The organism is Salicibibacter cibarius (genome assembly GCF_016495725.1).
Taxonomy (GTDB): Bacteria; Bacillota; Bacilli; order Bacillales; family Marinococcaceae; genus Salicibibacter; species Salicibibacter cibarius.
The window spans coordinates 992,600-1,016,805 of the sequence record NZ_CP054705.1 but is presented as its reverse complement, the minus strand read 5'-3'; the positions used below and the strand labels follow the sequence as shown (position 1 = coordinate 1,016,805).

The following is a 24,206-nucleotide window of genomic DNA, read 5'->3' as shown; positions in this document are numbered from 1 at the left end:
TTTATTTGTGATCATACTCTATGCCAGGGAAGCACCTCGGATTAACACGGAGAAAGAGGGACGGGGGTTTCCATTCGTTACTTCATGTTAACAAGCATATCACTCGTATTATTTTTCAGATAATCATTCAGTACATCTATTAATAAATACGGAGACCTTGGAATAGCATCAACTGTATCTCCAGCTATATGGGATGTTAACGTGACATTATCCAAACTTAAAAAATCATCATTATCTTCAAGAGGCTCTGTCCATGAAACATCTAGAGCCGCACCTGCAATAGCGCCTTCTTTAAGTACCTCAAGTAAATCTTTTCTATCTATTAACCCTGCTCTAGCTGTATTAATTATATAGCTGCCTGGCTTCATTAGACGCAATAAATGTTTATTTACGAGATTAGCTGTCCCATTTGTTAAGCGTGCATGTATGGATAAAATATCTGATTGGCGAAATAATTCATTGAGCTCTACTAGCTTCACGTTCAGATTATCTAATTTTTCTATATCAACATAAGGATCATAGGCTATCACATTCACACCTAGCCCATTTAATCGCTTTAATACAAGCTTACCGATGTATCCTAATCCCAGTAATCCTACTGTATGTTGGCTGAGCGCTTTTTTATAAGGATCATTCGCAAAACCTTTGACCCACTGCCCTTGTTTTATATAATAATGTGAACGGGCAATATTTCTTGTTTCTGCTAGCATTAGACCAAGTGTAAAATCTGCTACAGGTTCTGCATTACGAATCACATGAATAACTGGAATTTCTTTGCGGTTGCACGCTTCTAAATGAATGTGTTCCGTTCCGCCCCGACAGGTACCAATAAACTCTAATTTTTGAGCTGTTTCGATCATTTTCTTCGACACTGGAGCAATATGAACTAACAGGTAATTTGCTGTCTCTAATTCTCCTATGATACCTTCAGATATTTTGACAGCTTCTGATCCGCCTGCTTCAATCTGAAATATTTTTTCTTGAAATTGCTCTTTTTCCAGATTGGAGTACCACTCAAAGCGCTTCACCTCGATTGGTTCATTTACATTTAATTGATGTACTGCTCTTTCTAGCGTCTCGCTACTGACAAGTGCATCCCCTATTACGATCACTTTTTTCACTTTTATCACCTCTATGAATTGATTGGCATTTTGTTATCAAATCCATCTCCTAGTGCCATAATACTCACCCCCATACTTGGTTGAGGCGGGTAATACTCATATCCCGAAGCAAGTAGGGATAGGTTCGTACTTGCAAATCCCGTTTGCTGCTTAGATTCAGGCCAGGAAAAAAGACGGTCCTACGTTTAACAAGCCATTTCTTCAGGATCTTTCGTTGGCATTCGCTAAGCGTTTTTTTATTCGAATTATCGCACCCTCCCCCTTAACTTCCATATTATCCCATTAGATAAATAACAAAGTAATCTTTACCATCAATTCATCCGTTTAATAATTTCCATCATACGGAAACACCCTCAAGGTACCGGGTTTTACATCCAAATGAATAACATCATTTACTTCGTAAACCCCATTAATTTTAAAGGTATAATCTTCAAATACAATTGTCTGATTTTTAATTATAACTTCATATTCTATAAAAGAACCAAAATATGTCTTCTTTTGAATCATGCCTTTTACATGGCCATGATCGCTCACGTACCAATACTCAGGCCGTGCAACACAATGCACCTTATCACCTACCGCGTACTTCTCTTGTGACCTGTTGTTGATGTCTAAGTGATAGCCTTCTAAATTAATGGTGATAACTTGCTCACTGACATTGATAACATGTGCTTCCAAAAAATCTGCTTTCCCAATGAAATCAGCTACAAATTGATTTTTCGGATCCTCGTAGATCTCTTGGGGCGAACCAGCTTGTTCAATATGCCCGTTGTTCATAATGACAACTTTATCTGATATCGCCATCGCTTCAACTTGATCATGCGTAACATACAGACTGGTGATATTTAAACGTTGTTGAATTCTACGTAGTTCTTCTCGCATGTAAACACGAAGTTTTGCATCCAAGTTTGATAGCGGTTCATCAAATAACAGAACTTTAGGTTCCGTTACAACAGCCCGGGCAAGGGCTACGCGTTGTTGCTGCCCCCCTGATAAATGTGAAGGGGCTCTATCCCGAAACTTCGATAGATGCATAAGATCCAAAATACTAGCTACTTTTTGTTGAACTTCTTTTTTTGCCATCCCTTTAATTTTTAAACCATACGCCACATTTTCAAAGACGGTAAGGTGCGGAAAAAGAGCGTAACTTTGAAACACCATACTGACATCTCTTTTATTCGGAGCGGTAGTTGTAACCATGTCATTCCCAATCTCAATGGTCCCAGTTGTAGGATATTCAAACCCTGCTACCATACGTAAAGTCGTTGTCTTCCCACACCCGGAAGGGCCAAGTAACGTCACCATGCTTCCCGCTTCTATTTCTAGATCAATGTAATGAACAGCTACATGCTCCGTCTCTCCAGCTTGAGTCGGAAAGATCTTTGATAAGTTTTTCATTCTAACTGGGGAGCTCGTCTGGGTTTTTAGTTCCGTTGATGTCATTTTTTCACCCTCCTAGGTCGTGCTGGTCCTAATGTATTAACAACCAATTGTAGCAATCCCAGTGCTATTAAAATGATAATGATTAATATCATCACATATGCGGCCGCCGATCCCATTCGACTAGATTCAATTTGAGAGAGGATGGAAACAGTCACAAGGTTCCAAGATGCGGAAACCAAGAATATGACCGCGCTAATCTGTGTCATGGATTTGACAAAGGCGTACACTAATCCTGAAAAAAGTGCTGATCGCATTAATGGCAACGATATTTTGAAAAACGTTTTAAAGCCGTTTGCCCCTAGATTTGCAGAGGCTTCTTCAATGGAGACATCGACTTGACGTAAACTATTTGTGCCGGCTTCTATACCTACGGTAATATTACGGACAACAAAGGTCATAATCAAAATAATGGCTGTTCCTGTTAACGTCAATGGCGGCTCGTTGAAGGCTAATATATAGCCAATCCCAATCACTGTTCCTGGAACTGCAAAACTGAGCATGGTTGAAACCTCTAAAACTTTTTTTCCTATAAACTCTTTGCGAATAAGCAAATAGGCAATAATCATCCCAAGCAAAGCTGTAATCGGCGTTGATCCGATAGCAAGCATCAACGAGTTTTGTATCGTTTCAAATCCTAAAGACAGGACATATCTAAAGTTATCAAGCGTAAATGTGTGATCGACGCCCCAAACTTGCACAAGCGAACCAAATGCCACTGAACCGTAGAAGAGCAATATGGTAGCTGTAAATAATACACATAGCCCAAATAATGGATAGACGATGGTCTTCTCATGGATTTTCATCGATGATTGGCTAGGTTTCCCCGTAACGGTTACATAAGATTTCTTACTGATCCAATATTTTTGTATAAGGAAAGCCGTCAACGACGGTAATAGTAAAGCTAAGGCTAAAAAAGCGCCTGTATCTATATTATACATCCCAGTAATCTGTAAATACGCTTGAACCGCCAATGTGTTGTATTCCCCGGCTATAATCATAGGGTTCCCAAAATCTTCAATAGACTTAATGAACACTAATAATAATGCACTAAACATACCCGGAACAGCCAATGGCAACGTGACCGTTCGAAAAACTCGCCACCGTGAGGCTCCCATATTTAAAGCGGCATCCTCGAGAGATGGATCAATGGATTCTAGTACACCTTTTAGGTTTAAATAAGCAAGAGGGAAAAAACCCAAGGTCTGAATAAATACTAAGCTACCTAGCCCATATACATCCGAATTTTCTATTCCGAAAATGCCGCTTGAGATTGCCCCGTCTCTCCCAAACAAAAGAATCATGGCAAGGGCAAGAACAAATGGCGGAGATATGATAGGTAAAAGGGAAATCAGATTAAAGAACCTTTTCCCTTTCATTTCAGTTCTGGTGATTGCGAAAGCAAAAATGAACCCAACAATGGTTGCTAAAATAGCCGAAAATATCCCTAAGCGCAAACTATTCCATAGTGTGCCTAAAAAGTACGAATTTGTGATCATTTCGTATATACGCTGTAGACTAAACCCTTCTTCTCCCGTAATACTTACTATGAAAACCCTAATCAAAGGGTATACGGCAAAAACAAAGAAAAAGGTAAAAATTGATAACACAATAACGAGGAGGGCTGGTTGTTTTAATAATTGTCTTATTCTTTTTCCCTTTATTTTTTTACCCTTATTTTCACTTAAATGATTGACGTCATGTTGCAAATTTGACATTGTGCTCCTCCCTAAAAAACTGTATTTCGTTGAGGGTGAAGTATTTAGATGTTTATTCTAACCAGATAGCGTAATGTGGCCATCCATTGTATATTCTCCACTCATAAATACTGTCTGGATGTTTAGACATACCCAAGTACTTAAATGATACATACCATTTTATGGGCACGAGCCGTGGGCTCTTGCACATTTATCGGTATGAATATCCAAACGGTGAAACTTTTTATATGTTAGCTCTTCACCCTTGATCGTGAGCTTTTAAATTCAGGGAAGGAGGCTAACAGTGTCCACTAGCGTAGTATAAGCAAGACCTATTCAGAGTTGACGGCACATCCTAATACTCGGAGATGAAAAATAACAAAAAAGGATCCAAATTACCCTTTCGTATGAGGTTTTTGATATCTAACTAATTTGCCAGGTAATTTGGATTTTCTTTTTACTTGAGTGTAGAATCTTGTTCACGTAAGTTGTTATAGAGACATCTTTTTATAATCATTTGTCTGTAAAAACCTTAAGATTGATATTCAATCTAGCGCAGCACCTTCTCCCACAATCTCCTCTTCAAAACGATCGATGAGTTCACCTCTCATCTCAGCTGCCTTTTCACCATCGTAATCAATTGTGTTTAGCTCGTCTAAAGGAACAGCATCATCTGGGATTTCAGCATTACTATCAAGAGGCAATCTATTATGTTCAGCAATTAAATTTTGGGCTTCTTTACTCACAGTCCAATCAATGAGTTCTTTTGCATTTTCTTTTTCCTCTTCAGGCGCTCCGTTTATAAGGGCTACTCCAACCTCTTCATAAGCTGTTCCATCTTCAGGATAGGATATTTCAATAGGGTATCCTTCAGATATTGGAGCAAAAATATCATGTGTCATGGCAATACCGGTACCTACTTCCCCTAAACCAGCATTATTTGCAGGTGCTGGTCCAGTATCCGTGTACTGTCTAATGTTTTCGTTCAGTTCGGCTAGATAGTCAAATGCTTCATCTTCACCCATAAGCTGAACAAGTGTTGCAAGTACAGTATACGCAGTTCCTGATGCTGCAGGATGAGCAATACTTACATTATCGGAAAATGATTCATCCAATAAGTCCTCCCAACTTTCCGGTGCATCTACACCGCTTTGTGCAAGCCAATCTTCATTTGAAGCAAAACCTACAGCTGCTAAACTAACCGGTGTCCACATCCAGTCATCGTCGGTATGCTCTTCCGGAATGACACTAGCGCTTTCCGGTTCATACGCCTCTAGAAGCCCTTCATTAGAAGCATTTATTAGCTCTTCTGTTGCCCCTCCATACCAAACTGAGGCTTGTGGGTTTCCTTCCTCCGATTGCATCCTTGCTAAAATTTGACCACCAGATAACCTTACAAAATTTACATCAATTCCAGTTTCTTCTTCAAATGCTTCAAGATAAGAAACTGCCTCTTGTTCCGGAAAAGCTGTGTATACAGTTAAGCTTCCATTATCTTCACTTTCTCCACCACAAGCTGCCAAACCAATTCCACACAATAAAATACTTGTCATACCCAATGATCTTGTAACCTTCATTATCATTACCTCCAATTAAATTAATTGCATGAATGTTTTATAACATCACAATGTGCATCCGCTTACAAATATCTATAAAACTTTCTATGTTGTCTATCATTATATTTGATCCAAATATTTAAATCAAGCATTTATCCAACAAAAATAAAAATTTTATTTTTGTTTCAATCATAATTGAGTTGCTTATTTCCCGAAAACTATTGTTGTTTTATGGAAGGTGCGATATCATAAAAGATAAAAGTAAACGTTTAAGAGAGGGTGTTTTTAGTTGATTAACACTGGTAGTAAGACGGTATTGATAGGAAATGACCGCCAACGTTCTATTTTAGAAATGTTGGATCAACAACAAAAAGTCAAAGTCACAGATTTAAGCAAACATTTCAATGTTACAGATGAGACCATTCGAAGAGATCTTGAAACGTTAGAGCAAAGCAATTTCTTGATTCGTGTACATGGTGGGGCTATGAAACCTCAACACGAGGGATTTGAACTGCCTATGATGGAGCGCGATAGTGAACACTTTCAAGAAAAACAAGCAATCGCTCGCGAAGCACTTTCAATTATTGAAGAAGGAGACATCATCGCATTGGATGCGAGTACGACTTGCTTACATCTAGCTCGAGCCATCCAACATGAGTCTTTAACCGTGATTACAAACTCCATTTCCGTTACAGTCGAATTAGCGAATAAATCCCCGCATATACAGGTCATTTTGACAGGAGGCTATTTGCGGCGGGAATCCATGTCCCTCGTCGATTTTTCTACGGACAAAATTATTGATGATTACCATATTAATAAATTTTTTCTATCTTGCAGTGCGGTGGATTTAAATTGGGGACTTAGTGAAAGCCATGAAATGCAAACCAATACAAAGCTTCGAATGAGTGAAATTGCTGATGAGCTAATCCTTTTGGCGGATAGAAGTAAATTTCAAAAGAAGTCTCTTGTTCATTTACTGCCCCTTAACAAAGTGAACACAATCATTACTGATCCTAAAATCAGCCAAAAGATCGCAACTGATTTTGAAACTCGTGTAGGTTTATTTAAAATTGCTCATGAATGACCCTTATTCATCCTCCCCGATATATATCGGGGAGGATGTCTAAAGAACACACATTATTCTGTGATGAATTTCCTGAGGATAAACCGATACAGCTTGGCTTAACGGGAACGAAAGCAATGCTGAGCTTTTCCGTTCCAGGGAACTACGATAAACAGTTTAGTTTCTCGTTTAAAAAAGAAAAGATCCCTCTCTGCTTTTGAAATGGCTTAAAAAAGAAGTTTTTAGAAGCAAGCGGAACTTGTCTTCACCAATGAATCCAATCAAATAAAGTCAATTAGATTCTGTTCTACACCAAAAAAGGGGAAATCACCTTTAATTATGATAGATCTTTTCGGTTATTCAATGGATGAGCAGACTTGCTCGAGAATCAGGTTGAAAATATTAAGTACCGATGATGATACAGATGGGATAGACATCACTTTCTCTAGAGCGCATGAACCCTTGTCATCAACGGATTCCTCTAAAATCTATTAACAATCAAAGAAAACTTATGGAGAATGGATTCACCTCACTGCTTGTAAAAGAATGATTATCGTAGTCCCCCCTTCATTTTTCTATTTTGAGAAGCCTTGAACAACCTCTGGTAGAGATCAAAACCGGGCATAAAATTTCTTGCTTCTTATTTTCTGGATAATACTCCATTTCTGAACCCTTATATTTTTTACCTTGTAAATGCCGCCGGCACGCCTCCGTCTACCGTTAACATACAACCGGTCGTTTTTGCAGACCGTTCTGAAGCGAAGAAAGCTATAGCCTCGGCAATGTCTTCCGGAAGCACATTGACTTGCAATGTTGTCCGCTTGCGATAATGTTCTTCCAGCTCATCCGGTTCAATCCCATAGGCAGCGGCACGTTCATTTCGCCAGGATGAATTCCAGATTTGTGAACCCTGAAGAACAGCATCAGGCAGTACAGCGTTTACACGGATGCCATGTTCACCGCCTTCTGCGGCAATGCAACGTGCCAAATGGGTTTCGAGTGCTTTGGCAGAACTGTAAGCGGCTGCATTTTTACCGGCATAAACGGAATTTTTGGAGCCAACAAAGACCATGTTCCCGCCTGTGTCCTGCTTTTTCATTTGCTTGAACGCTTCTCTGGCTACTAAAAAGTACCCAGTTCCGAGGACGTCCATATTTCTTTGCCATTCACTTAATGTCGTTTCTTCTAATGGACTAGAGGATGCAAGGCCGGCATTGTTGACGATAATATCGACGCCCCCGTATGCGAGAGCCGCTGACTTATAAGCAGCTTTTACTTGCTGTTCTTCGGTTACATCTATGCCAATAGCTGTTGCACGACCGTCTCCAAATGCTCGGTTAAATGTTTCCGCTTGCTTTTTGGCACCTTCCACATTTACATCTGCCAGCAAAATATGAGCACCCTTTTCAAGGAAATTTTTTGCTGTTGCACTGCCAATTCCGCCGGCGCCACCGGTAATAAGGGCAACTTCTCTTGATAGCTCAGCTTCAGAAGGGGCAAGTGATAATTTATAAAGTTCGAGCGGCCAATATTCGATGTTATAAGATTCATTTTCATTCAGAGAAACAAAGTTTCCAAGTGCAGTGCTTCCTTCCATGACGGCAATCGCTCTATAGTAGAGATCACCACTGACAGTTGCCATTTTGATATTTTTTCCGGTGTTGATCATGCCGAGACCAGGGATTAAAATAACCCGAGGAGCAGGCTCAAACATTTCGTCACCATCATTTTTATTTCGGGCAAAATACTGCCGGTACTCTTCTTTATATTTGGGAATCTCATCTTCAATTTTTTGTTTTAACATCTCGATCGTTTCGTTTTTTGGGTCCCAATCAATGAAAAGCGGGGTGCGTTTGGTATGAACGAGGTGATCCGGGCAAGCTGCACCAACTTGTGATAATTCTTTGGCGCCTTGACTGTTCACAAAACGCAAGACGTGATCATCATCGTTCGTTGTTAAAATCATTTTCTTTTCGTCACTAACCTGCCCCGAATAAGCGGCAATATTTCACCTAAAATATCACTTCTTTCTGCTTGGGATAGTGCTTGATATTTTTGACCTCCAAAAGATTCTTTGTTTTCACTACATCGTTCAATGTATCGCTCCGCTTCCTGAATGATTTGAATGGTGCGCTCATAGCTCTCCTGTGAAGTTTCGCCCCACGTCACTAGTCCATGTTTTTCCATCAAAACAAGCTCAGCATTCGGATTATTTTTAACACCTTCCGCTATCATTTTTGATAAACGAAAACCCGGGCGTACGTAAGGAACCCATACAAAACGATCCCCAAAAATTTCTTCAGCGATTTCATACCCATTATCTGCACAACAAATGCTAATAATCGCATCAGGATGTGTATGATCAACATGTTTAAAAGGTAAAAAGGCATGAAGTAACGTTTCAATGGATGAGCGAGGGTGAGAGCTATCCACCATACAATGAGTTAAGTAATTCACCATCTCTTCGTCACTCATGTCCTCACGTTCCAAAAGAGGATAGATATCATCAAGCTTAAGGCTTGTAAAATGTTGCGCACCCATCGTAGCTAGATCGGATCCGCTCCCTTTCACCCATAAAACGTCGATTTCCCTTCCTCTAAAATCCGTTTCTGTGGTTTTTACAGATGTGTTCCCTCCGCCAAAATTTGCAATCGCACGATCAGATCCTAATAAATTTGATCGAAAAACGAGCTGTTCAACAGCAGTCTCTTTAACAAGCACACCACTCTTATCCCATTTATTTGTAACCATTAAGTACCTCCATTTATGATTTATTTTTGTTTATTTCTAAAATCATCGTATCACATTGTTTTATGTTTTTGAATAAAACATTTTATTTTTGTTTCAAAAATATATAATTTCTCTTTAACCTAAAATAAAACTCTGCTAATAGCAGAGTTTTACATCAAAATTTTATATCGTCCCAATCCTCAGGTTCTATATGCCAAAAAACATAATGTGCCCAGGCTGTATTCGCAAAGAAGCTGGCATCCACTAACACTTTATTTTCATTGTCCAAAACCTCATAAATCACAATGACATTATTGATTAATATCCAATAGTAACCATTGAATTCATAACCCACATCATTGTCAGTATTCACAAGATCATACGCCACTTTTTTAGGATCTTTGGATAGGAGAGAGAGTGATCTCCGAAAAACCAAATTAGGATCAATATTAAACTTGGACATCTCAGCAAGTTTGATCCTTGCGCGATCAATCCAGATCACTTCATAATCATTATTACTTTTGATTTCCATTAATCTTTTCTACCAATTTCGCAAATTCTTCCGTATCCCCACTGTAAGCAGTGAAATCTGCGTCCCGGTTTTCCTTAGCGTATTTTAATTGATCAATGACTTCAGGTTCGGAAAATAATTTATCCGTGGCGAATTTACGTTCATTATCCGTTAAACTGTCCTTTTGCAATGTAACCGAATAACCCATTTCTTCGAGAGCATAAACAAGATCATCCACTGTAACTGTTTTATTAAATCGCTCACGTGCAAATTCCACAGTCATCACCACCTACCTTTTATTATAACACGTCGGATGTTCGTAAGTGCCTTTTTGCCTTTTAAGGGACAACATAATCAATCAATATAATATGAAGCTGGTCCTTTTCCAACTCGTTTGAAATAATTGTTAAGAATTCTTATAATTTTTTTCCGATCACCTTCCACCGCGCACCATTCACGAATTATGGCACTGGTTATTTTTCGATCTGGAAAAAGGAGCTTGAATTCTTTTACACTACGGATGATCGCGGTTTCGGATTTTTCTTTATAACCGCACCCTGCACACATCCATACATATCCACTTGCAACCATAAAGGATGCACATTTATCGCACACAACGCCTTTTTTCAATTGTTCATATTCATACTCAGGCAAACGGGTATGAGGCGATTCTTTTAAATGCCGAGCAACCAATTGTTCAGCCAGTCTTTCATGACTTCGATTGACTGTCGACGTGATGTTGTTCATTTTTTTCATAAAACGGTGAAACTGGTTAGTGAAAATAGCAGGCAGTGTCGGAGGGGCATTGTACAGGTAAAATTCAGGATGAGTAAAAACAAGGAAGGATTCGATCGGGATGTTGACGTTGAGGCGTTGCTGAAGCAGCCTTCTCAGGAGGGATTCGGCTCGTTCCATTTGGGGCAGGGGACTGTTTATTTCTTCGCCGACAATCGTTTTCCATTTATTATCATCAAGATAAAAGTCGCCTTCGTGGTATTTCGAGTCGAAGACATAGATCATTCTTTGGAAAATCACCAGCGAATCAATCTGAAAAAGCTTTCCTTTGTACTCGAGTAACAAGTCATTGACGACAAGACAATCATTCGTAAGGCCTTCCAACCAAACGTCCAGTTTCAACTCGCCGGCAAACCCTTTTTCTTGAGTGAACCTCTCCACCTAAATCGAAGATTTTGATGGAGCATCCCTTATCTTAAATACAGCACAAATAAAAGCGGTTAAGACGCCTTCGGCGACTCTCTTGCTTTCGTAAGGCTAATTAATGAAGACAAGGTCGTATATGTCCTTTTTGCCACATCAGGGACTTTTGCCTGAAGCGACAACCATTTCGTTTCCGACATGGATTTTTGAATGCCACGAACAAAATATCGTGCCCCAATATTATAAGAAGCTGATAAATCGGCATGATAGACTTTTCCACTTGAAAATGTGGCGAGGTCTTTTTTCCAATTTCGCTCGACTTCTCCGGAACCATCAAATGCCAACTTGCTCGTATTCCGAGCATTCACTCTTGACATACGTGTGCCTTGATAATGCGCCATCTCCGTTACCTTGTTCTGAATCCCTTTCTTGCGCCAGTAACGGAGTTTGAAGCGAAGTTTTTTTGCGCCCCAAAACCCTTTCGGCGTTTTCATTTTATCAAGGTATTCGAAAACAATGACGTCGCAATCGTTTTCGCTTGCAAACGCCACAATTTCATGAGACGTGTTGTTTACGATGTGCTTTTGAAGACCATTGATTTGTCGCCAAAAATTAGGCGCAGCAATCCAACCCGACACCCGTTGCGCTTTGCGTAGTTTGTTCGTCAATGTATATAACCGGTCTTTTTCTTTTGGCAGATTAATAAACTTACGAGCCAAGACAGTGCCTTTTATATCCATCACCGAACAAACCGCAGAATTATTAATCCCGAGGTCTACCGCACATACTTTTTGGTCGTCGATTTTGGTTTTGTTTAATGCCGCTTTTGATTGATAACTAACGTTTAGGAAATATTTTTTTCCGACTTTAACAAGCGTAGGGTTGTTTTCTTTCCAATCCCAAACGCCACGTTTATATAAATCTTGTTCTTTGAAGGTGATATCCACCCAGACCCAATCATTGTTATGAAAGATTTTGATTTGAGCTGTTGTATCCGATGTTCTCTTGAACATATTGCCCCTATAAAATACAGGAAACTCTTTGTGTTTTAATTGCAACCCCGGAGGACTCTTTTTAAAACTTTTCCCATCGGAAAGAGCGATTGACTTCTCTTCTTCCCAGTTACGTAAATTGGATCGATAGCTTTTTACTTTCCCGAACGCCGAAGCAATGGCACTTCTGCGAAAGTACGAAGGAAATTTATAAAATCGAGCGTTAAATGCTTGGTACTTCGGATGAGGGTTTGATTTTGTTATGTGAATAAGCCTTTCTACCGCGGGCACGATAGATTTTGTCGTCATCTCATCGAGATTATCAAACTCTTTGTCTATGACTTCGATAATAAAAGCCAGTGCGTCGTTGTAGATATCTAGCGTTGCATCAAAGATACGAGAGTGATTCTTAATCTTATGCGACAGCGTTTTGGCTATGTCCATCATCAAATCCTCCTTCCAAAAGTTCCCTAAGGTTATCTATTTATAACAGAAACACTTGTTTGTTTTATTATAACTTACCCTTTATTCAAAGTCTAATCTTATCCTTAACCAATATGATTTTAAAAATAAACAGACCAAGACCTTAGCGCCTAACCTCCACTAAATCGAAGATTTTGAAGGGGAATGCGGCGCTAACTTTTTGTTCAAATAATGATGATGATCCGGGAGAGTCATTCTCGGATTTAATAATCGTAAAATTTTTAATTCGGTTGATGGTTCATGTTCCTTTATAGTTTTCATTGTCCACTCCCTTCTTTTTTATAAGTATAGCATAAAAAGAGCCCCGGAAGGAGCTCGTTACACAATTTTATAAGACTATTCATCATGGGGATCTCGTTGTGTCGATATAACAACTCATTGAGAGATCACAACAAGCTACCGGTGACCCCTCTTGAGGAACAACTCATTCATTATCGTACCTTTCAGTGCGAGTCGCCCACCTTTTTTGGGACAATTATCGCTTTATTGTACCTTTCGATACAATTCTTCCATCCTTTTTGGGACAATCCCTTCCTTTTTTTACCCTTTGGTGCGGTACAGTCTCGAAACGGCAACCTGGGCCGCCCCTCCCCTCACGCATCCTCCAAAATAATATACGTCGCCCTTACCGGTCCGTGCACACCGACGACGAGGCTCATTTCAATATCCGCGCTGTTGGATGGTCCGGAGACGAAGTGAATCTGCGAAGGGATGTCCTCCCCGTTTTGCACGCGTTCATGAATGCGGTGGGTTGCTTGCGTCATGCGCGGCACCAGCGAACTGCGGGGGATGACGGCGATATAATTTTCCGGCAAGAGGTTCACAACCCTGCCCTTCTCAGGCGCATTCAACAAGACAACCGTGCCTGATTCGGCCAAAGTGATATCGCTATACGTGATGCCGACGCCGGCGCGTTCCGCTACCCTGATGTTCTCCTCTCCCTTCGCCGTGTCCCACACTGTCGTTTCCACGCCCAACGCGCTCATTTGCGATCGAAACCCATCATCAAGCCCCGTGCGTTCAAGTCTGTCATCGTCCCACATGATGACCGAATCTGCTTGATACGCCCCGATCGTTTCCGCTACCGCTTCCCGAAGCCCGGCAACATTTGTTTCAACCACATCGGTATGAATGTTTTCGCATTGCGCTTTAAACCGTTCCACGAGTTGGTCGGCATTCTCATCTGCAAAAACATCCCATTGCGGTTGCGACTGCCACTCGGGCATCTCCACATGTTCACTCCGCGGTCGCCCGATTTTCTCCGCGATTTGATTTAAAAAATCTTCTCTCCCTTGAATCGATCCTCTACTCATCGGACGATGACCTCCTTCGCTTCGCAAACCAATCACGAAAACGTTCCCCGGCAGGCGCCGGTAAATCGCGAAAACGTGTCCATGCTTTCAATGGTCCCGGCCCATTCGAAATACTCGAGCCTTTCGTCCACGGCCGCATGACACGATGCGCTTGTTTAGACGCCAGTCGGTAAAGTTTCGGCGCAGACACCCCCGTGCCGAACATTTTCATCGCCCATTTTTCCGGCATGGGACCGAGTTTTTCTTTTTCCGTAATAATTTGGCGATGAGCGATTAAGTGCTCATGCAAGGGAATTTTTACCGGACATGCTTCTGTACAGGCGGCGCAGAGAGAAGAGGCGTAAGGAAGCTCCTTGTTATCCTCGTAACCATCGAGAAGCGGCGTCAACACCGCGCCGATCGGGCCATTATAGATGGAACCGTAAGCATGGCCACCGACGTGGCGGTATACCGGGCATACGTTCACACAGGCGGCACATCGGATACAGTGAAGAGCCGACTGAAATTGCGTCCCGAGGATATCGGAGCGGCCGTTATCAACAATCACGAGATGGAAGTCTTCCGGACCATCGATCTCCCCCTCGCCTTTTGGTCCCGTTAAAGCGGTAATATAGGACGTTAGCTTCTGGCCAACGGCAGAACGACAAAGCAGACTCACCATGACATCCAGCTCTTCCCACGTAGGAACGATCCGTTCCATGCTCATCACCGAGATTTGGGTTTTCGGCAAAGCTGTAACCAAATCGGCGTTCCCTTCATTGGTAACGAGTGAAATCGATCCGGATTCGGCGACGGCAAAATTACAGCCCGTGATGCCAATGTCCGCATCCAAAAATTCCTCGCGCAATTCACCTCGGACGAAGCGGGTAATATCGTTCGCATCGTCGCTGTCTCCATAACCCTTTTTATCAGCAAAGACGTCTTTAATTTGTGAGCGGTTTTTGTGCAGGGAAGGAGCAACAATATGGGAAGGCGGGTCATGGTCATCCACTTGCAAAATGTACTCCCCCAAATCCGTCTCCACAATCTCTAGCCCATCGTCCTCGAGAGCGTCATTTAACGACATTTCTTCAGTGACCATCGATTTCGACTTTACGATTTTTTTCGCTTCTTTTTGACGAGCGACGTCACGCACGTAAGCGTTCCCTTCTTCAGCGGTTTTGGCAAAATAAACATGACCGCCCCGCTCCGCCACCTTATCGCTTAACTGCTCCAGATAATAGTCGAGGTGTTCGAGCGTATGGGTGCGGATTTCTTCCCCGAGCGTGCGCCACGCTTCCCAGTCGCCCAGTTCTTCCGAGGACGCTTGTTTTCTAGTTCGCAATTGTTCTTGGGCCGAGCGGACGGTGCCGCGCATAAAGGCATCGTCCAAGCCATTGTTAACGCGTGTTTGAAAATCTTTTTCCCCCACTCGCAGCGGCATGGGATCACCTCTCTTCCGTATGATTTAGAATTTCGGCTATATGCATGATTTTGACGGGGCTCTCTTCGCGACTCATCCGTCCGCCGATGTTCATCAGGCAACCGGGATCAGCACCGATGAGAATATCGGCTTCGGTAGCTTGAACACAGCTCACCTTCTCATCGACCATCTCTTTTGAAATATCCGGCATTTTAACGGCAAATGTGCCTCCAAATCCACAACAATCGTGCTTATGGGGCAAGTCCACCATTTCCAAACCGCTCACGTGGCTAAGTAATGTTTGCGGCGCACGCGTCTCCCTGAGTAGGCGCGACATATGACAAGACGTATGATACGTCGCTTTGGCATGAAAGGAAGCACCGGTGTTCTCGACTTGAAGCACATCAACGAGAAATTGTGTCAACTCATAACTTTTCGCGCTCAACGCCTCTGCTTCTGATTGCCACTCAGGCTCCCCTTCCAATAAATGGCTATATTCATGCAGCATGGCCGCGCATGACCCGGACGGTGTTACAACATAGGAAGAATTTTCAAATGCTTCAATCGTCTGCTTCGCGGCTTTTTGTGCATCGCTGTGATACCCGCTGTTAAAAGCCGGCTGCCCGCAACACGTCTGCGACTCCGGAAAATCCACCATGCAACCGAATTTTTCCAGCAATTCAACCGTTGCCTTTCCGGCATTTGGATAGAACATATCGCCTAAACACGTAATAAAAAGTGATACCTTCACAAAAAAAGCCTCCTCTCCTTCATAGTCATCTGATGACCTGTTCTCTTAGTATAAACGAAAGCGATTTCATCGTCCAACAACTTTTTCTCTTCGTTATTTCTCCTTGTGAAATAAAACTTGTTCCACGCTTTCCAAATGTTCACGCATGCGCTGCTGTGCAAGCACGGCGTCTTTTGCTTTTATCGCTTCATAGATACATACATGTTGCTCGTATAGACGCTCCGCGCTGACTTTTTCGGAAAAAAGCCAAATGCGTCTCGTCTCAAGCATCGTCTGCTTCGTTTTCTTAGCAATGTTTTCCAAGAGATCGACAAGCATGTTATTTTGCGTGGCTCGCGCGATCGCGAGGTGAAATTGCCAATCGGCTTCTTCACCGAGCTTCCCGTCACTAATCGGCACAGCCATCTGTTGCAAGGCCTCTTCGATCACCGGCAGCTGGTGCTCTTCCCGACGATAAGCCGCGCTCCCGGCAGCGCCAACTTCTACGATTTTCCTTACTTCCAAGAGTTCGCTAATTTCTTCCGGGCGCATGCTTAATAAAGCGGATACCGACAATTTTAACGAAAGGCGATTCGCAGATTTGATGAATGTCCCTTCCCCGTGTTTAATGTCCACCAATCCTATCGCCTTCAAGGCGCTCAATGCTTCCCGAACGGCAGAGCGCCCGACGTTAAATTGGCGTGCCAGCCTTTCCACGGAATCCAACCGATCCCCCGGTTGCAACTCCCCGTTATCAATACGACCTTTGATGTCATCAGCGACGATTTCGTATATTTTTTTCGATTGAATCCGTTCAAAATTCATGATCCTCTCCTTTTCTTTTAAAAGAAAACGCCCGTCATTCGGAAACGTTTTCCTTCTTTGGGCGCCTAATGTTCATTTGTTCTTCTCTTTGCCTTTGCCGTTCTTCAACGTTTCCTAACACTTCCTCCAGATCATCTTGTGCACTTTCCTCATAGAGCGGCACACCGGAACGATATGCCGCTCGGCAACAGACATGGCCGACAACGGGAGCAGTCAAAAACACGAATACAATCCCCAAGAGCAAACGGACGCTAAAAAAACCTTCGATCAAACCGAAGTGTATAAAAACCCCGGTTAACGTACATAGCACACCGAGGGTTGCGCTTTTCGTCGCCCCATGTGAACGTGTATACACATCAGGGAGGCGAACGAGCCCAAAAGCGCTAATGAGAATCATGACAACGCCAACGATCAATAAAATGGCAACGATGACTTCAATCATCACGCTTGCGCTCAATGATAACCCCCCTTTCAATATACTTCGCAAAGGCTACTGCCCCGATAAATGCCAGAATTCCGAGCAACAATATCGCTTCCAAGAAAGCTTCCGTCTCCAAATAAAGGGAAACCACCCCGATCAACGCGATCATCATAATGCTGATAAGATCTAGCGCGATGACACGATCGGCCATCGAGGGTCCTTTTATCGCTCGGTATAACCCCGCCAATATCGCGATCGCCAATAAAAAAAGCATCAAAAGCAGGACAGCGTCAAACATTAGCGCGTCACCTCCATAATTGCTCTTTCAAATCGCGTGTGTGACGCGATTACCATATCACTGGAGATGGGGATGTCCATCGCGTGCATATAAAACGTTCGCCGATCCGGGGAAACTTCTACAACAACCGATCCCGGGGTGAGCATAAAAAGCAAAGCGAGTGTCGTAATTTCCCAATTGCTTTCCAGCTCTGTTTCCAGCTTGAAAATCCCGGGTGTAATATTTAATTTCGGTCGCAAAATTTGTCCGGTAACGACAATGGTCGAATGAATCAACTCCCACATGAATATTAAAAACAACACGATAAGCGCCCAGATTCTGTGTAAATAAAACTTTTCATTGAAGAAACGCCGCATCAAAAACAAGATTGCAAGCCCGAGTAAATACCCTAACGTGAACGTAGGGAGACTCCAGTCATCTTGTAACGTTACCCATAAAAAGGCAATGATTAAGTTGATCAATATTTGAAAAGGCATTGGTTCACCCCATTCCTATCAATTTTGCAATACAGCGTCGATGTATGCTTGCGGATTGTTCAAAACTTCCGCTGCCTGTAACACATACACATTAACCCATTCAACACCGACCCCAAGACCGACACTCAGAATCGCCAATATTGCACACGGGAACAACAAACCTTTTGTGGACATTTTCTCATCTTCAACGGACAATTGGTTTTCTCCCCAAAAGCCGTTCATAAATATTTTCATGACTGAATAAAGCACCATAAGGCTTGTGATCAAACCGACCGCAGCCATCACATAGAAGCCTTCGTCAATCGCCCCTTGCAACGTCAACAGCTTGCCGATAAATCCACTGAGCGGCGGGACGCCTGCTAACGCAAATGCAGCGAGGAAAAACATCCACCCCAGTAACGCGTGATTGCGAATCATACCGCTCATCTCACGCAGTTGGTTGGTACCGGTCAACCCGATCATAACCCCGCCAAGTAAAAACAACAACGCTTTAACGATCATGTCATGAATCAGATAGTAAATGGAACCGGCCAGCGCGACTTCCGTAAAAACAGCAAGTCCGATCATAATAAACCCAACGGCGATAATGACATTGTAAGCCAGAATTCGCCGGAGATCCCAGTATGCTACGGCACCGATGCCGCCGAGTATCATCGTTGCGACCCCTAACCAACCAATCAACTCATGCGTGATGACCGCTTCGTGATAAAAAATGAGCGTAAATGTCCGGAAAATGGCATAAATGCCGACCTTTGTCAACAATGCCGCGAACATGGCAGAAATGGCCATAGGCGGAACAACATAAGCGCCCGGGAGCCAAAAAAACATAAGCAGGGCTGCCTTGATGGCAAACACGAGCAAAAGAAAGATAGCCACCGTTGTAATTAACCCATCTTGTCCTGTCTCCGCAATTCTCACCGACAAATCGGCAAAGTTCAACGTACCGGTAATGGCGTACAGATATCCGATCGCCACCAGAAAAAGCATGGACGAGACAATATTGATAACCACATACTTCAAAGACTCCCGCAGTTGGCCTTTCTCCCCCCCGAGGGAAATGAGTATGTAAGAAGAAAGCAACATAACCTCAAAAAATACGAATAGGTTAAAAAGATCACCGGTTAAAAATGACCCCATGATGCCGACGATCATAAAATGAATAAACGTGTAAAGATAATGCTTTTCTCTTTCTTCCCCGACCGTTCGAAAGCCATAAAGCACACAGCAAAAGGTGACGATCACCGTTGCCAGTACGAGTAATAACGCAAACATATCAGCAACGAGCACAATGCCATAAGGCGGTTCCCATCCGCCCAAATTCAACGTTTGTGTACCTTCCACCGAAACTTGGTGAATAAGCGCAATTGTTACGACCGTTAACAACAATAAAGACACGGTTGTCACATAGCGTTGCACACGTATTTGTTTTCGGAAAAAGATCAGTAGCACACCCGTTAACAACGGAATGAGCAAAGGTAAAATAACTAAATTATTCATCTTCAGTGCCCCTTAATTCCTCCATATCATCTGTCCCCAACTCTTGATAAGAACGATACGAGAGTACGAGGAAAAATCCCAGCGTCCCAAAATTGATGACGATGGCGGTTAAAATCAACGCTTGTGGCAGCGGATCGGTATAAGCAGTGCTCTCCAACCCCAGTAACGGCGGCGCACCGGTTTTAATCCCGCCCATCGTGAGCAGCAAAAGCAAGGCACCGTGACCTATAATTGCCGTCCCTAAAACGATACGTATTAAACTTTTGGCCAGTACCAGGTAAGTGCCTGCGGTAAACAAAATCCCGGCAAGGACAGACATTAAAATCTCCATATTTATGCATCCTCGCTAATACTTAGAATAATCGTCATCGTAGCCCCTACAACGGCAAGCGATACACCCACTTCAAACAATACGGAAGTCGCCAGTTCGATTTCGCCGAAAAAGGGGAAATCCACATATTCAAACGTATGGGTGAGAAACGGAAAACCGAGGAGCATGGCCCCGACTCCCGTCAATGTGGAGAGACCAACGCCTATCCCCGTTAAAATTTTATAATCGATACGGATGCCTTGTTGGACCGTTTCCATGTCAAATGCCAAATACAAAAGCACGAGCGCGGAAGCAAGGACTAATCCACCGATAAACCCGCCTCCAGGATCATGGTGGCCGGCAAAGAACAAATAGGCGCCAAATGCAAGAATGATAAACGCCGAAATACTAGTGATCGTTTGTAAGATCACATCATTGGTTTTCATTCTTTTCCCTCCTTGCCATCTTTACTTTTATTAGCGCGAAAACCCCTAGACCCGCAATACAAAGCACAAAGATTTCAAGCAATGTATCTAGCGCGCGAAAATCCGCTAAAATCGCATTGACCATGTTTGCTGCACCGGCCAGTTCGTAAGCATCCAAGTAGTAATCGGAAATCGACGGAAAGAGGCGGTGACCGTTCGCTGCTAACGCCACCAACGTTACAAGGATCCCAACAGCACTCGCAATCAACATATTGATTACATTGAAGCCATCTCCTTCTTCCTTTTGTCGCAATCGCGGAAGATGATAAAAGCACACCAAAAACAACGCGACGGTAACCGTTTCAATCGCGAGCTGTGTCAACGCCAAGTCCGGTGCCCGCAACACAACAAAGAATAAAGCGACGATATAGCCTAAGACGCCCACACAGATCACTGCCGCCAATCGTGAGCGCGTGAAGACAACCATCGCCGTGGCCCCTACCAACACGAGGGAAAGAATGACTTCAAACATATTAATATGCGCGACAGTACCCGCATCAAAGGAGATACCATCCAACATGAATAAGCTTGCACCGACGATCATGATAAAAATCAAGAAAATATAACGAAGATAATCGCGGCTAAACCCGGTCATGTGCGCATCCGTGATTTTTCTTGAAATGCTCTCCATCCCTTTAAGTCCCGAATTGTACGCATTCGTAATCGACAGTGCTCTCGGCATACGGTTGTACAACCCTATCCACCTTCTTAACGTCAAATACAAGACGATACCGAGAACAACGAGGGCAATCGTCATAAACAGTTCCGGCTCAAAACCATGCCATGCTTCAATATGAAAATCAAATTGCCCGACCAATGCCGGCAAGACCGACGCCATCATCGGTTCCAAAATATATTCGCCGAGTACGTTTGGAACAAAAAAGATCACAACGACGAACAGCGCTAAAATTGCCGGCGGAAGCAACATCCCCCATGGCGCTTCGTGCGCCTCTTTTTCCAGACGCTCCGGTTGATAGTTGCCGAAGAACGTTTTAAATACAAGAATAATGCTGTAAATGAACGTAAACACACTGGCGACCCAAGCAACAATCGGAATTAAAAATCCATACGTCTCCATTCTAAAGATGTCAAGACTCGCTGCATTTAACGTTCCTGTAAAGAAAAGCTCTTTACTGAGGAAACCGTTAAACGGAGGCAAGCCTGCCATCGATAAACTTCCGATCAACGCAAGGGTAAATGATATCGGCATGATTGACATGAGACCGCCGAGTTTGCGAATGTCACGCGTCCCCGTTTCATGGTCGACGATACCGACGACCATAAATAAACTACCTTTAAAAGTGGCATGATTGACCAGATGGAAAACAGCGGCAAGGACCGCCATGGAATGAAGGTGCGCCAGTTCGCCTCCGCCGTAATAAAGCGCCGCTGACCCCATACCCAAAAGGGACATAATAAGTCCGAGTTGGCTGACCGTAGAAAAAGCCAATAATGCTTTTAAATCCCGCTGTTTCACTGCCAACAAAGACCCCCAGAAAAGTGTGAGGAGCCCGACGCCCGTCACGATCCAAAACCACTCCATCGTACCCCCGAAAAGCGGCGTGAATCGGGCGACAACATAAATACCCGCCTTTACCATTGTTGCCGAGTGCAAATAGGCACTGATCGGCGTCGGGGCTTCCATGGCATCCGGCAACCATATATGGAACGGAAATTGCGCCGACTTTGTAAAAGCCCCAATCAACAGCAAGACCATCGCAGGAATAAACAGCGGGTGCTGCACAAGTTGGTCACTTTGGGAAATCAATTCACGGATGCTGAACGTATCGCCCATTATGCCAAGCATAATGATCGCCGCCAGCATGGAAAAGCCGCCAAAAATCGTAATGAGCATTGCTTTTTGTGCGCCATAACGCGATTGTCGCCTCGCGTACCAATAAGCAATCAATAAGAAAGAGGAAATACTCGTCAATTCCCAAAAAAGATAAAGGACAATGAGGTTATCCGAAAACACAACCCCAAGCATGGCTGTCATGAATATCATGAGATAAACATAAAAATTATGGAGCGCTTCGCGGCCTTTGTCCAAATAATAAATGGAATAAAGGACGACGAGCGTTCCGATCCCCGAGATGATCAAACCGAAAACGAGTCCAAGGCCATCGACATAAAAACTCATGTCAATATTAAAACTGGGGATCCACGGGAATGTATACATCGCCGTTTCCCCGCCTGCAATCATAGGGAGGAACGTAAGCAAATAAACGAAAATCGCCAGCGGAACGACCAATACGAACCAGCCGGTATGTATCCTTGCAATTTTTTTATACAAAATCGGAATAATAACGGCAACGAGCAAAGGTAACAAAATGAAGATATGTAACCAGGACAAAATGTATCAACCCCTTATGTACTTCACATTGGGACAAGCTTTATTCTTCCCAAATGACGGCACGAGATACCAGCAAACATGAAAGTTGTTTTCCCCCTTGAAAAGGGCACAAAAAAGGCGTATTATCCTTTTAAGTGGATCATTATTATATGTCGTTTTGAATTTTCTGCAAATACTCATCGGTGCTTTTTAGGCACACAACTGCTCCTCTATTGTAATAAAAGTCTATTACATCTGCATAGCGATAAGGTCGAACGGTTGAAGAATTGTAACATTTTTTGCCCCCTGCCTTTAGGTTAGTGCATAAAAACAGAAAAATGACGCACGGTAACATGGATAAAACTTATCGTTTTCTACCCTTCGCACCCCTGCTATGATAGGCGCCCAAAAAAATTTCAAGAAAGAACGAAAATGACATTGACAGCATAAAACAAACAGGAGTAAGCTGTTAGTTGGCATTATCAAAACAGCGCATAATGCTCCCTATTTTGTTGTAAGAGGTGAAGGCATATGGATCAAAACCAAACGCAAACAGACGAATGCATTCTAACCTGCGTTTATTACGGTCCAAATGGGGAAAAATTGATTAAAAGAGGCGGCAAAATCGCCAAAAAACTAGGTTGCCCATTTTATATATTAACAGTTAATGAAGCGGACGTAGATGACCTTGACCATGATAAAAGCCATTATCTGGAGTACTGGGAGACGCTCGCCGATGAATATAACGCGACGGAGTTCATCATAAAATCAAATAGCAAACGCCCAATCTCCAAAGTGATTGCGCAAGTTGCCAAGGATAAACAAGCGACACAAGTTGTCATCGGGCAGACCGCCAGAAACCGTTGGCAGGAAATAACAAAAGGATCTCTTATTAATTCGTTACTCAAAGAACTTCCCTTCGTTGACTTGCACATCATTGCCATGACACGAGGATTGGAAAACTATAAAGATGAGCATTTTGAAACAGGGGTTCGCGCCTATCTAGTCAAAACCGATGACGACAAATACCGTCTCTCCTTTAACCATACGCATTCCTGTTCACACTCGGGTGTTTTTTATAAAGAAATCGGCACTGATTTCAACAATGGCGTTTTTTCATTCATCAACGGAAACAAAAAGTGCGATGTCCACGTAACGGATGATTATGTGCAAGAGTATATGCCTCCGCAACAGAAATCCGGGGCATCTAAACCTTAACCGCCGATAAAAGAAACCTCGTAGGATCGTACGTTCACGAATCGCTTTGCACAGCCATTTCGCCTAAGTTAAATAGCGGGGTGGCTTTTATCATTGGACGTTGTTGGTGCATGGGCTGCTATGTACTTGCACAAAATCGGCAAGTCAT

General features: G+C 43.0%; 22 protein-coding genes and 1 pseudogene. 3 read left to right on the top strand and 20 right to left on the bottom strand.

What is annotated here, in order from left to right; translation table 11 throughout:
* Positions 1-77: 77 nt before the first annotated feature.
* From HUG15_RS05140 to HUG15_RS05125, 4 genes are all read right to left on the bottom strand, one after another.
* Positions 78-1,121, bottom strand: a complete 1,044-nt coding sequence (locus tag HUG15_RS05140; RefSeq protein WP_200127586.1) for a 2-hydroxyacid dehydrogenase — start codon at positions 1,119-1,121, stop codon at positions 78-80.
* A 324-nt stretch (positions 1,122-1,445) separates the two neighbouring features.
* Positions 1,446-2,564 (bottom strand): ABC transporter ATP-binding protein, encoded by a 1,119-nt coding sequence (locus HUG15_RS05135; protein WP_246516502.1) that lies wholly within the window; start codon positions 2,562-2,564, stop codon positions 1,446-1,448.
* Positions 2,561-4,279, bottom strand: a complete 1,719-nt coding sequence (locus HUG15_RS05130; RefSeq protein WP_200127584.1) for an ABC transporter permease — start codon at positions 4,277-4,279, stop codon at positions 2,561-2,563. The genes HUG15_RS05135 and HUG15_RS05130 overlap by 4 nt, the downstream gene beginning before the upstream one ends.
* Positions 4,280-4,803: 524 nt before the next feature.
* Positions 4,804-5,835, bottom strand: a complete 1,032-nt coding sequence (locus HUG15_RS05125) for an ABC transporter substrate-binding protein (RefSeq protein WP_200127582.1) — start codon at positions 5,833-5,835, stop codon at positions 4,804-4,806.
* A 268-nt stretch (positions 5,836-6,103) separates the two neighbouring features.
* Between HUG15_RS05125 and HUG15_RS05120 the strand changes: the two genes are divergently transcribed.
* On the top strand, positions 6,104-6,898 hold the full coding sequence (locus tag HUG15_RS05120; RefSeq protein ID WP_200127580.1) for a DeoR/GlpR family DNA-binding transcription regulator: 795 nt from the start codon (positions 6,104-6,106) through the stop codon (positions 6,896-6,898).
* A 35-nt stretch (positions 6,899-6,933) separates the two neighbouring features.
* Positions 6,934-7,098 (top strand): hypothetical protein, encoded by a 165-nt coding sequence (locus HUG15_RS05115; protein ID WP_200127578.1) that lies wholly within the window; start codon positions 6,934-6,936, stop codon positions 7,096-7,098.
* 461 nt (positions 7,099-7,559) lie between these two features.
* Here the strand turns inward: HUG15_RS05115 and HUG15_RS05110 are convergent.
* The 16 genes and pseudogenes from HUG15_RS05110 to HUG15_RS05035 all read right to left on the bottom strand — a co-directional run bounded on the left by HUG15_RS05110 (position 7,560) and on the right by HUG15_RS05035 (position 22,861).
* Positions 7,560-9,628, bottom strand: a pseudogene (locus HUG15_RS05110) (bifunctional aldolase/short-chain dehydrogenase).
* Positions 9,629-9,782: 154 nt separating this feature from the next.
* Positions 9,783-10,139, bottom strand: coding sequence for a hypothetical protein (locus HUG15_RS05105; protein ID WP_200127576.1), 357 nt, complete (start codon positions 10,137-10,139; stop codon positions 9,783-9,785).
* On the bottom strand, positions 10,123-10,395 hold the full coding sequence (locus tag HUG15_RS05100; RefSeq protein WP_200127574.1) for a hypothetical protein: 273 nt from the start codon (positions 10,393-10,395) through the stop codon (positions 10,123-10,125). The genes HUG15_RS05105 and HUG15_RS05100 overlap by 17 nt, the downstream gene beginning before the upstream one ends.
* Positions 10,396-10,472: 77 nt before the next feature.
* Positions 10,473-11,255, bottom strand: a complete 783-nt coding sequence (locus HUG15_RS05095) for a nuclease-related domain-containing protein (protein ID WP_211202347.1) — start codon at positions 11,253-11,255, stop codon at positions 10,473-10,475.
* A gap of 98 nt (positions 11,256-11,353) precedes the next feature.
* Positions 11,354-12,712, bottom strand: a complete 1,359-nt coding sequence (locus HUG15_RS05090) for a transposase (protein ID WP_200127570.1) — start codon at positions 12,710-12,712, stop codon at positions 11,354-11,356.
* Positions 12,713-13,344: 632 nt separating this feature from the next.
* Positions 13,345-14,064: a LutC/YkgG family protein gene (locus tag HUG15_RS05085; RefSeq protein ID WP_200127569.1), complete on the bottom strand. Its 720-nt coding sequence runs from the start codon at positions 14,062-14,064 to the stop codon at positions 13,345-13,347.
* Positions 14,057-15,487 carry a LutB/LldF family L-lactate oxidation iron-sulfur protein gene (locus tag HUG15_RS05080; protein ID WP_200127568.1) on the bottom strand — a complete coding sequence of 477 codons (1,431 nt, stop codon included), beginning with the start codon at positions 15,485-15,487 and terminating at the stop codon, positions 14,057-14,059. The genes HUG15_RS05085 and HUG15_RS05080 overlap by 8 nt, the downstream gene beginning before the upstream one ends.
* Before the next feature lie 4 nt (positions 15,488-15,491).
* Entirely contained in the window at positions 15,492-16,217 is a 726-nt protein-coding gene (locus tag HUG15_RS05075; RefSeq protein ID WP_200127567.1) for a (Fe-S)-binding protein, read from the bottom strand.
* Positions 16,218-16,310: 93 nt separating this feature from the next.
* Complete coding sequence (locus HUG15_RS05070; RefSeq protein ID WP_200127566.1) at positions 16,311-17,021, bottom strand: FadR/GntR family transcriptional regulator; 711 nt, start codon at positions 17,019-17,021, stop codon at positions 16,311-16,313.
* 34 nt (positions 17,022-17,055) lie between these two features.
* Positions 17,056-17,478, bottom strand: coding sequence for a Na+/H+ antiporter subunit G (locus HUG15_RS05065; RefSeq protein ID WP_246516501.1), 423 nt, complete (start codon positions 17,476-17,478; stop codon positions 17,056-17,058).
* Positions 17,456-17,740, bottom strand: a complete 285-nt coding sequence (locus tag HUG15_RS05060) for a Na(+)/H(+) antiporter subunit F1 (RefSeq protein ID WP_200127565.1) — start codon at positions 17,738-17,740, stop codon at positions 17,456-17,458. Before HUG15_RS05060 ends, HUG15_RS05065 begins: the two co-directional genes overlap by 23 nt.
* Positions 17,740-18,216 carry a Na+/H+ antiporter subunit E gene (locus HUG15_RS05055; RefSeq protein WP_200127564.1) on the bottom strand — a complete coding sequence of 159 codons (477 nt, stop codon included), beginning with the start codon at positions 18,214-18,216 and terminating at the stop codon, positions 17,740-17,742. The genes HUG15_RS05060 and HUG15_RS05055 overlap by 1 nt, the downstream gene beginning before the upstream one ends.
* A gap of 18 nt (positions 18,217-18,234) precedes the next feature.
* Positions 18,235-19,713: a Na+/H+ antiporter subunit D gene (locus HUG15_RS05050; protein WP_200127562.1), complete on the bottom strand. Its 1,479-nt coding sequence runs from the start codon at positions 19,711-19,713 to the stop codon at positions 18,235-18,237.
* Positions 19,706-20,044, bottom strand: coding sequence for a Na(+)/H(+) antiporter subunit C (locus HUG15_RS05045; RefSeq protein ID WP_200127560.1), 339 nt, complete (start codon positions 20,042-20,044; stop codon positions 19,706-19,708). The genes HUG15_RS05050 and HUG15_RS05045 overlap by 8 nt, the downstream gene beginning before the upstream one ends.
* A gap of 2 nt (positions 20,045-20,046) precedes the next feature.
* Positions 20,047-20,469 carry a Na(+)/H(+) antiporter subunit B gene (locus HUG15_RS05040; protein WP_200127558.1) on the bottom strand — a complete coding sequence of 141 codons (423 nt, stop codon included), beginning with the start codon at positions 20,467-20,469 and terminating at the stop codon, positions 20,047-20,049.
* Positions 20,456-22,861, bottom strand: coding sequence for a Na+/H+ antiporter subunit A (locus HUG15_RS05035; RefSeq protein ID WP_200127556.1), 2,406 nt, complete (start codon positions 22,859-22,861; stop codon positions 20,456-20,458). The genes HUG15_RS05040 and HUG15_RS05035 overlap by 14 nt, the downstream gene beginning before the upstream one ends.
* Before the next feature lie 510 nt (positions 22,862-23,371).
* Between HUG15_RS05035 and HUG15_RS05030 the strand changes: the two genes are divergently transcribed.
* Positions 23,372-24,058 carry an adenine nucleotide alpha hydrolase family protein gene (locus HUG15_RS05030; RefSeq protein ID WP_200127554.1) on the top strand — a complete coding sequence of 229 codons (687 nt, stop codon included), beginning with the start codon at positions 23,372-23,374 and terminating at the stop codon, positions 24,056-24,058.
* Positions 24,059-24,206: the final 148 nt, after the last annotated feature.

Bases quoted from the DNA above. Each gene is read 5' to 3' on its own strand.
- HUG15_RS05135 (WP_246516502.1), bottom strand. From the start codon at position 2,564: ATGACATCAACGGAACTAAAAACCCAGACGAGCTCCCCAGTTAGAATG.
- HUG15_RS05085 (WP_200127569.1), bottom strand. From the start codon at position 14,064: ATGAGTAGAGGATCGATTCAAGGGAGAGAAGATTTTTTAAATCAAATC.
- HUG15_RS05060 (WP_200127565.1), bottom strand. From the start codon at position 17,740: ATGTTTGACGCTGTCCTGCTTTTGATGCTTTTTTTATTGGCGATCGCG.
- HUG15_RS05080 (WP_200127568.1), bottom strand. From the start codon at position 15,487: ATGCCGCTGCGAGTGGGGGAAAAAGATTTTCAAACACGCGTTAACAAT.
- HUG15_RS05125 (WP_200127582.1), bottom strand. From the start codon at position 5,835: ATGAAGGTTACAAGATCATTGGGTATGACAAGTATTTTATTGTGTGGA.
- HUG15_RS05050 (WP_200127562.1), bottom strand. From the start codon at position 19,713: ATGAATAATTTAGTTATTTTACCTTTGCTCATTCCGTTGTTAACGGGT.
- HUG15_RS05030 (WP_200127554.1), top strand. From the start codon at position 23,372: ATGGATCAAAACCAAACGCAAACAGACGAATGCATTCTAACCTGCGTT.
- HUG15_RS05040 (WP_200127558.1), bottom strand. From the start codon at position 20,469: ATGAAAACCAATGATGTGATCTTACAAACGATCACTAGTATTTCGGCG.
- HUG15_RS05070 (WP_200127566.1), bottom strand. From the start codon at position 17,021: ATGAATTTTGAACGGATTCAATCGAAAAAAATATACGAAATCGTCGCT.
- HUG15_RS05055 (WP_200127564.1), bottom strand. From the start codon at position 18,216: ATGCCTTTTCAAATATTGATCAACTTAATCATTGCCTTTTTATGGGTA.
- HUG15_RS05115 (WP_200127578.1), top strand. From the start codon at position 6,934: ATGTCTAAAGAACACACATTATTCTGTGATGAATTTCCTGAGGATAAA.
- HUG15_RS05045 (WP_200127560.1), bottom strand. From the start codon at position 20,044: ATGGAGATTTTAATGTCTGTCCTTGCCGGGATTTTGTTTACCGCAGGC.
- HUG15_RS05130 (WP_200127584.1), bottom strand. From the start codon at position 4,279: ATGTCAAATTTGCAACATGACGTCAATCATTTAAGTGAAAATAAGGGT.
- HUG15_RS05105 (WP_200127576.1), bottom strand. From the start codon at position 10,139: ATGGAAATCAAAAGTAATAATGATTATGAAGTGATCTGGATTGATCGC.
- HUG15_RS05090 (WP_200127570.1), bottom strand. From the start codon at position 12,712: ATGGACATAGCCAAAACGCTGTCGCATAAGATTAAGAATCACTCTCGT.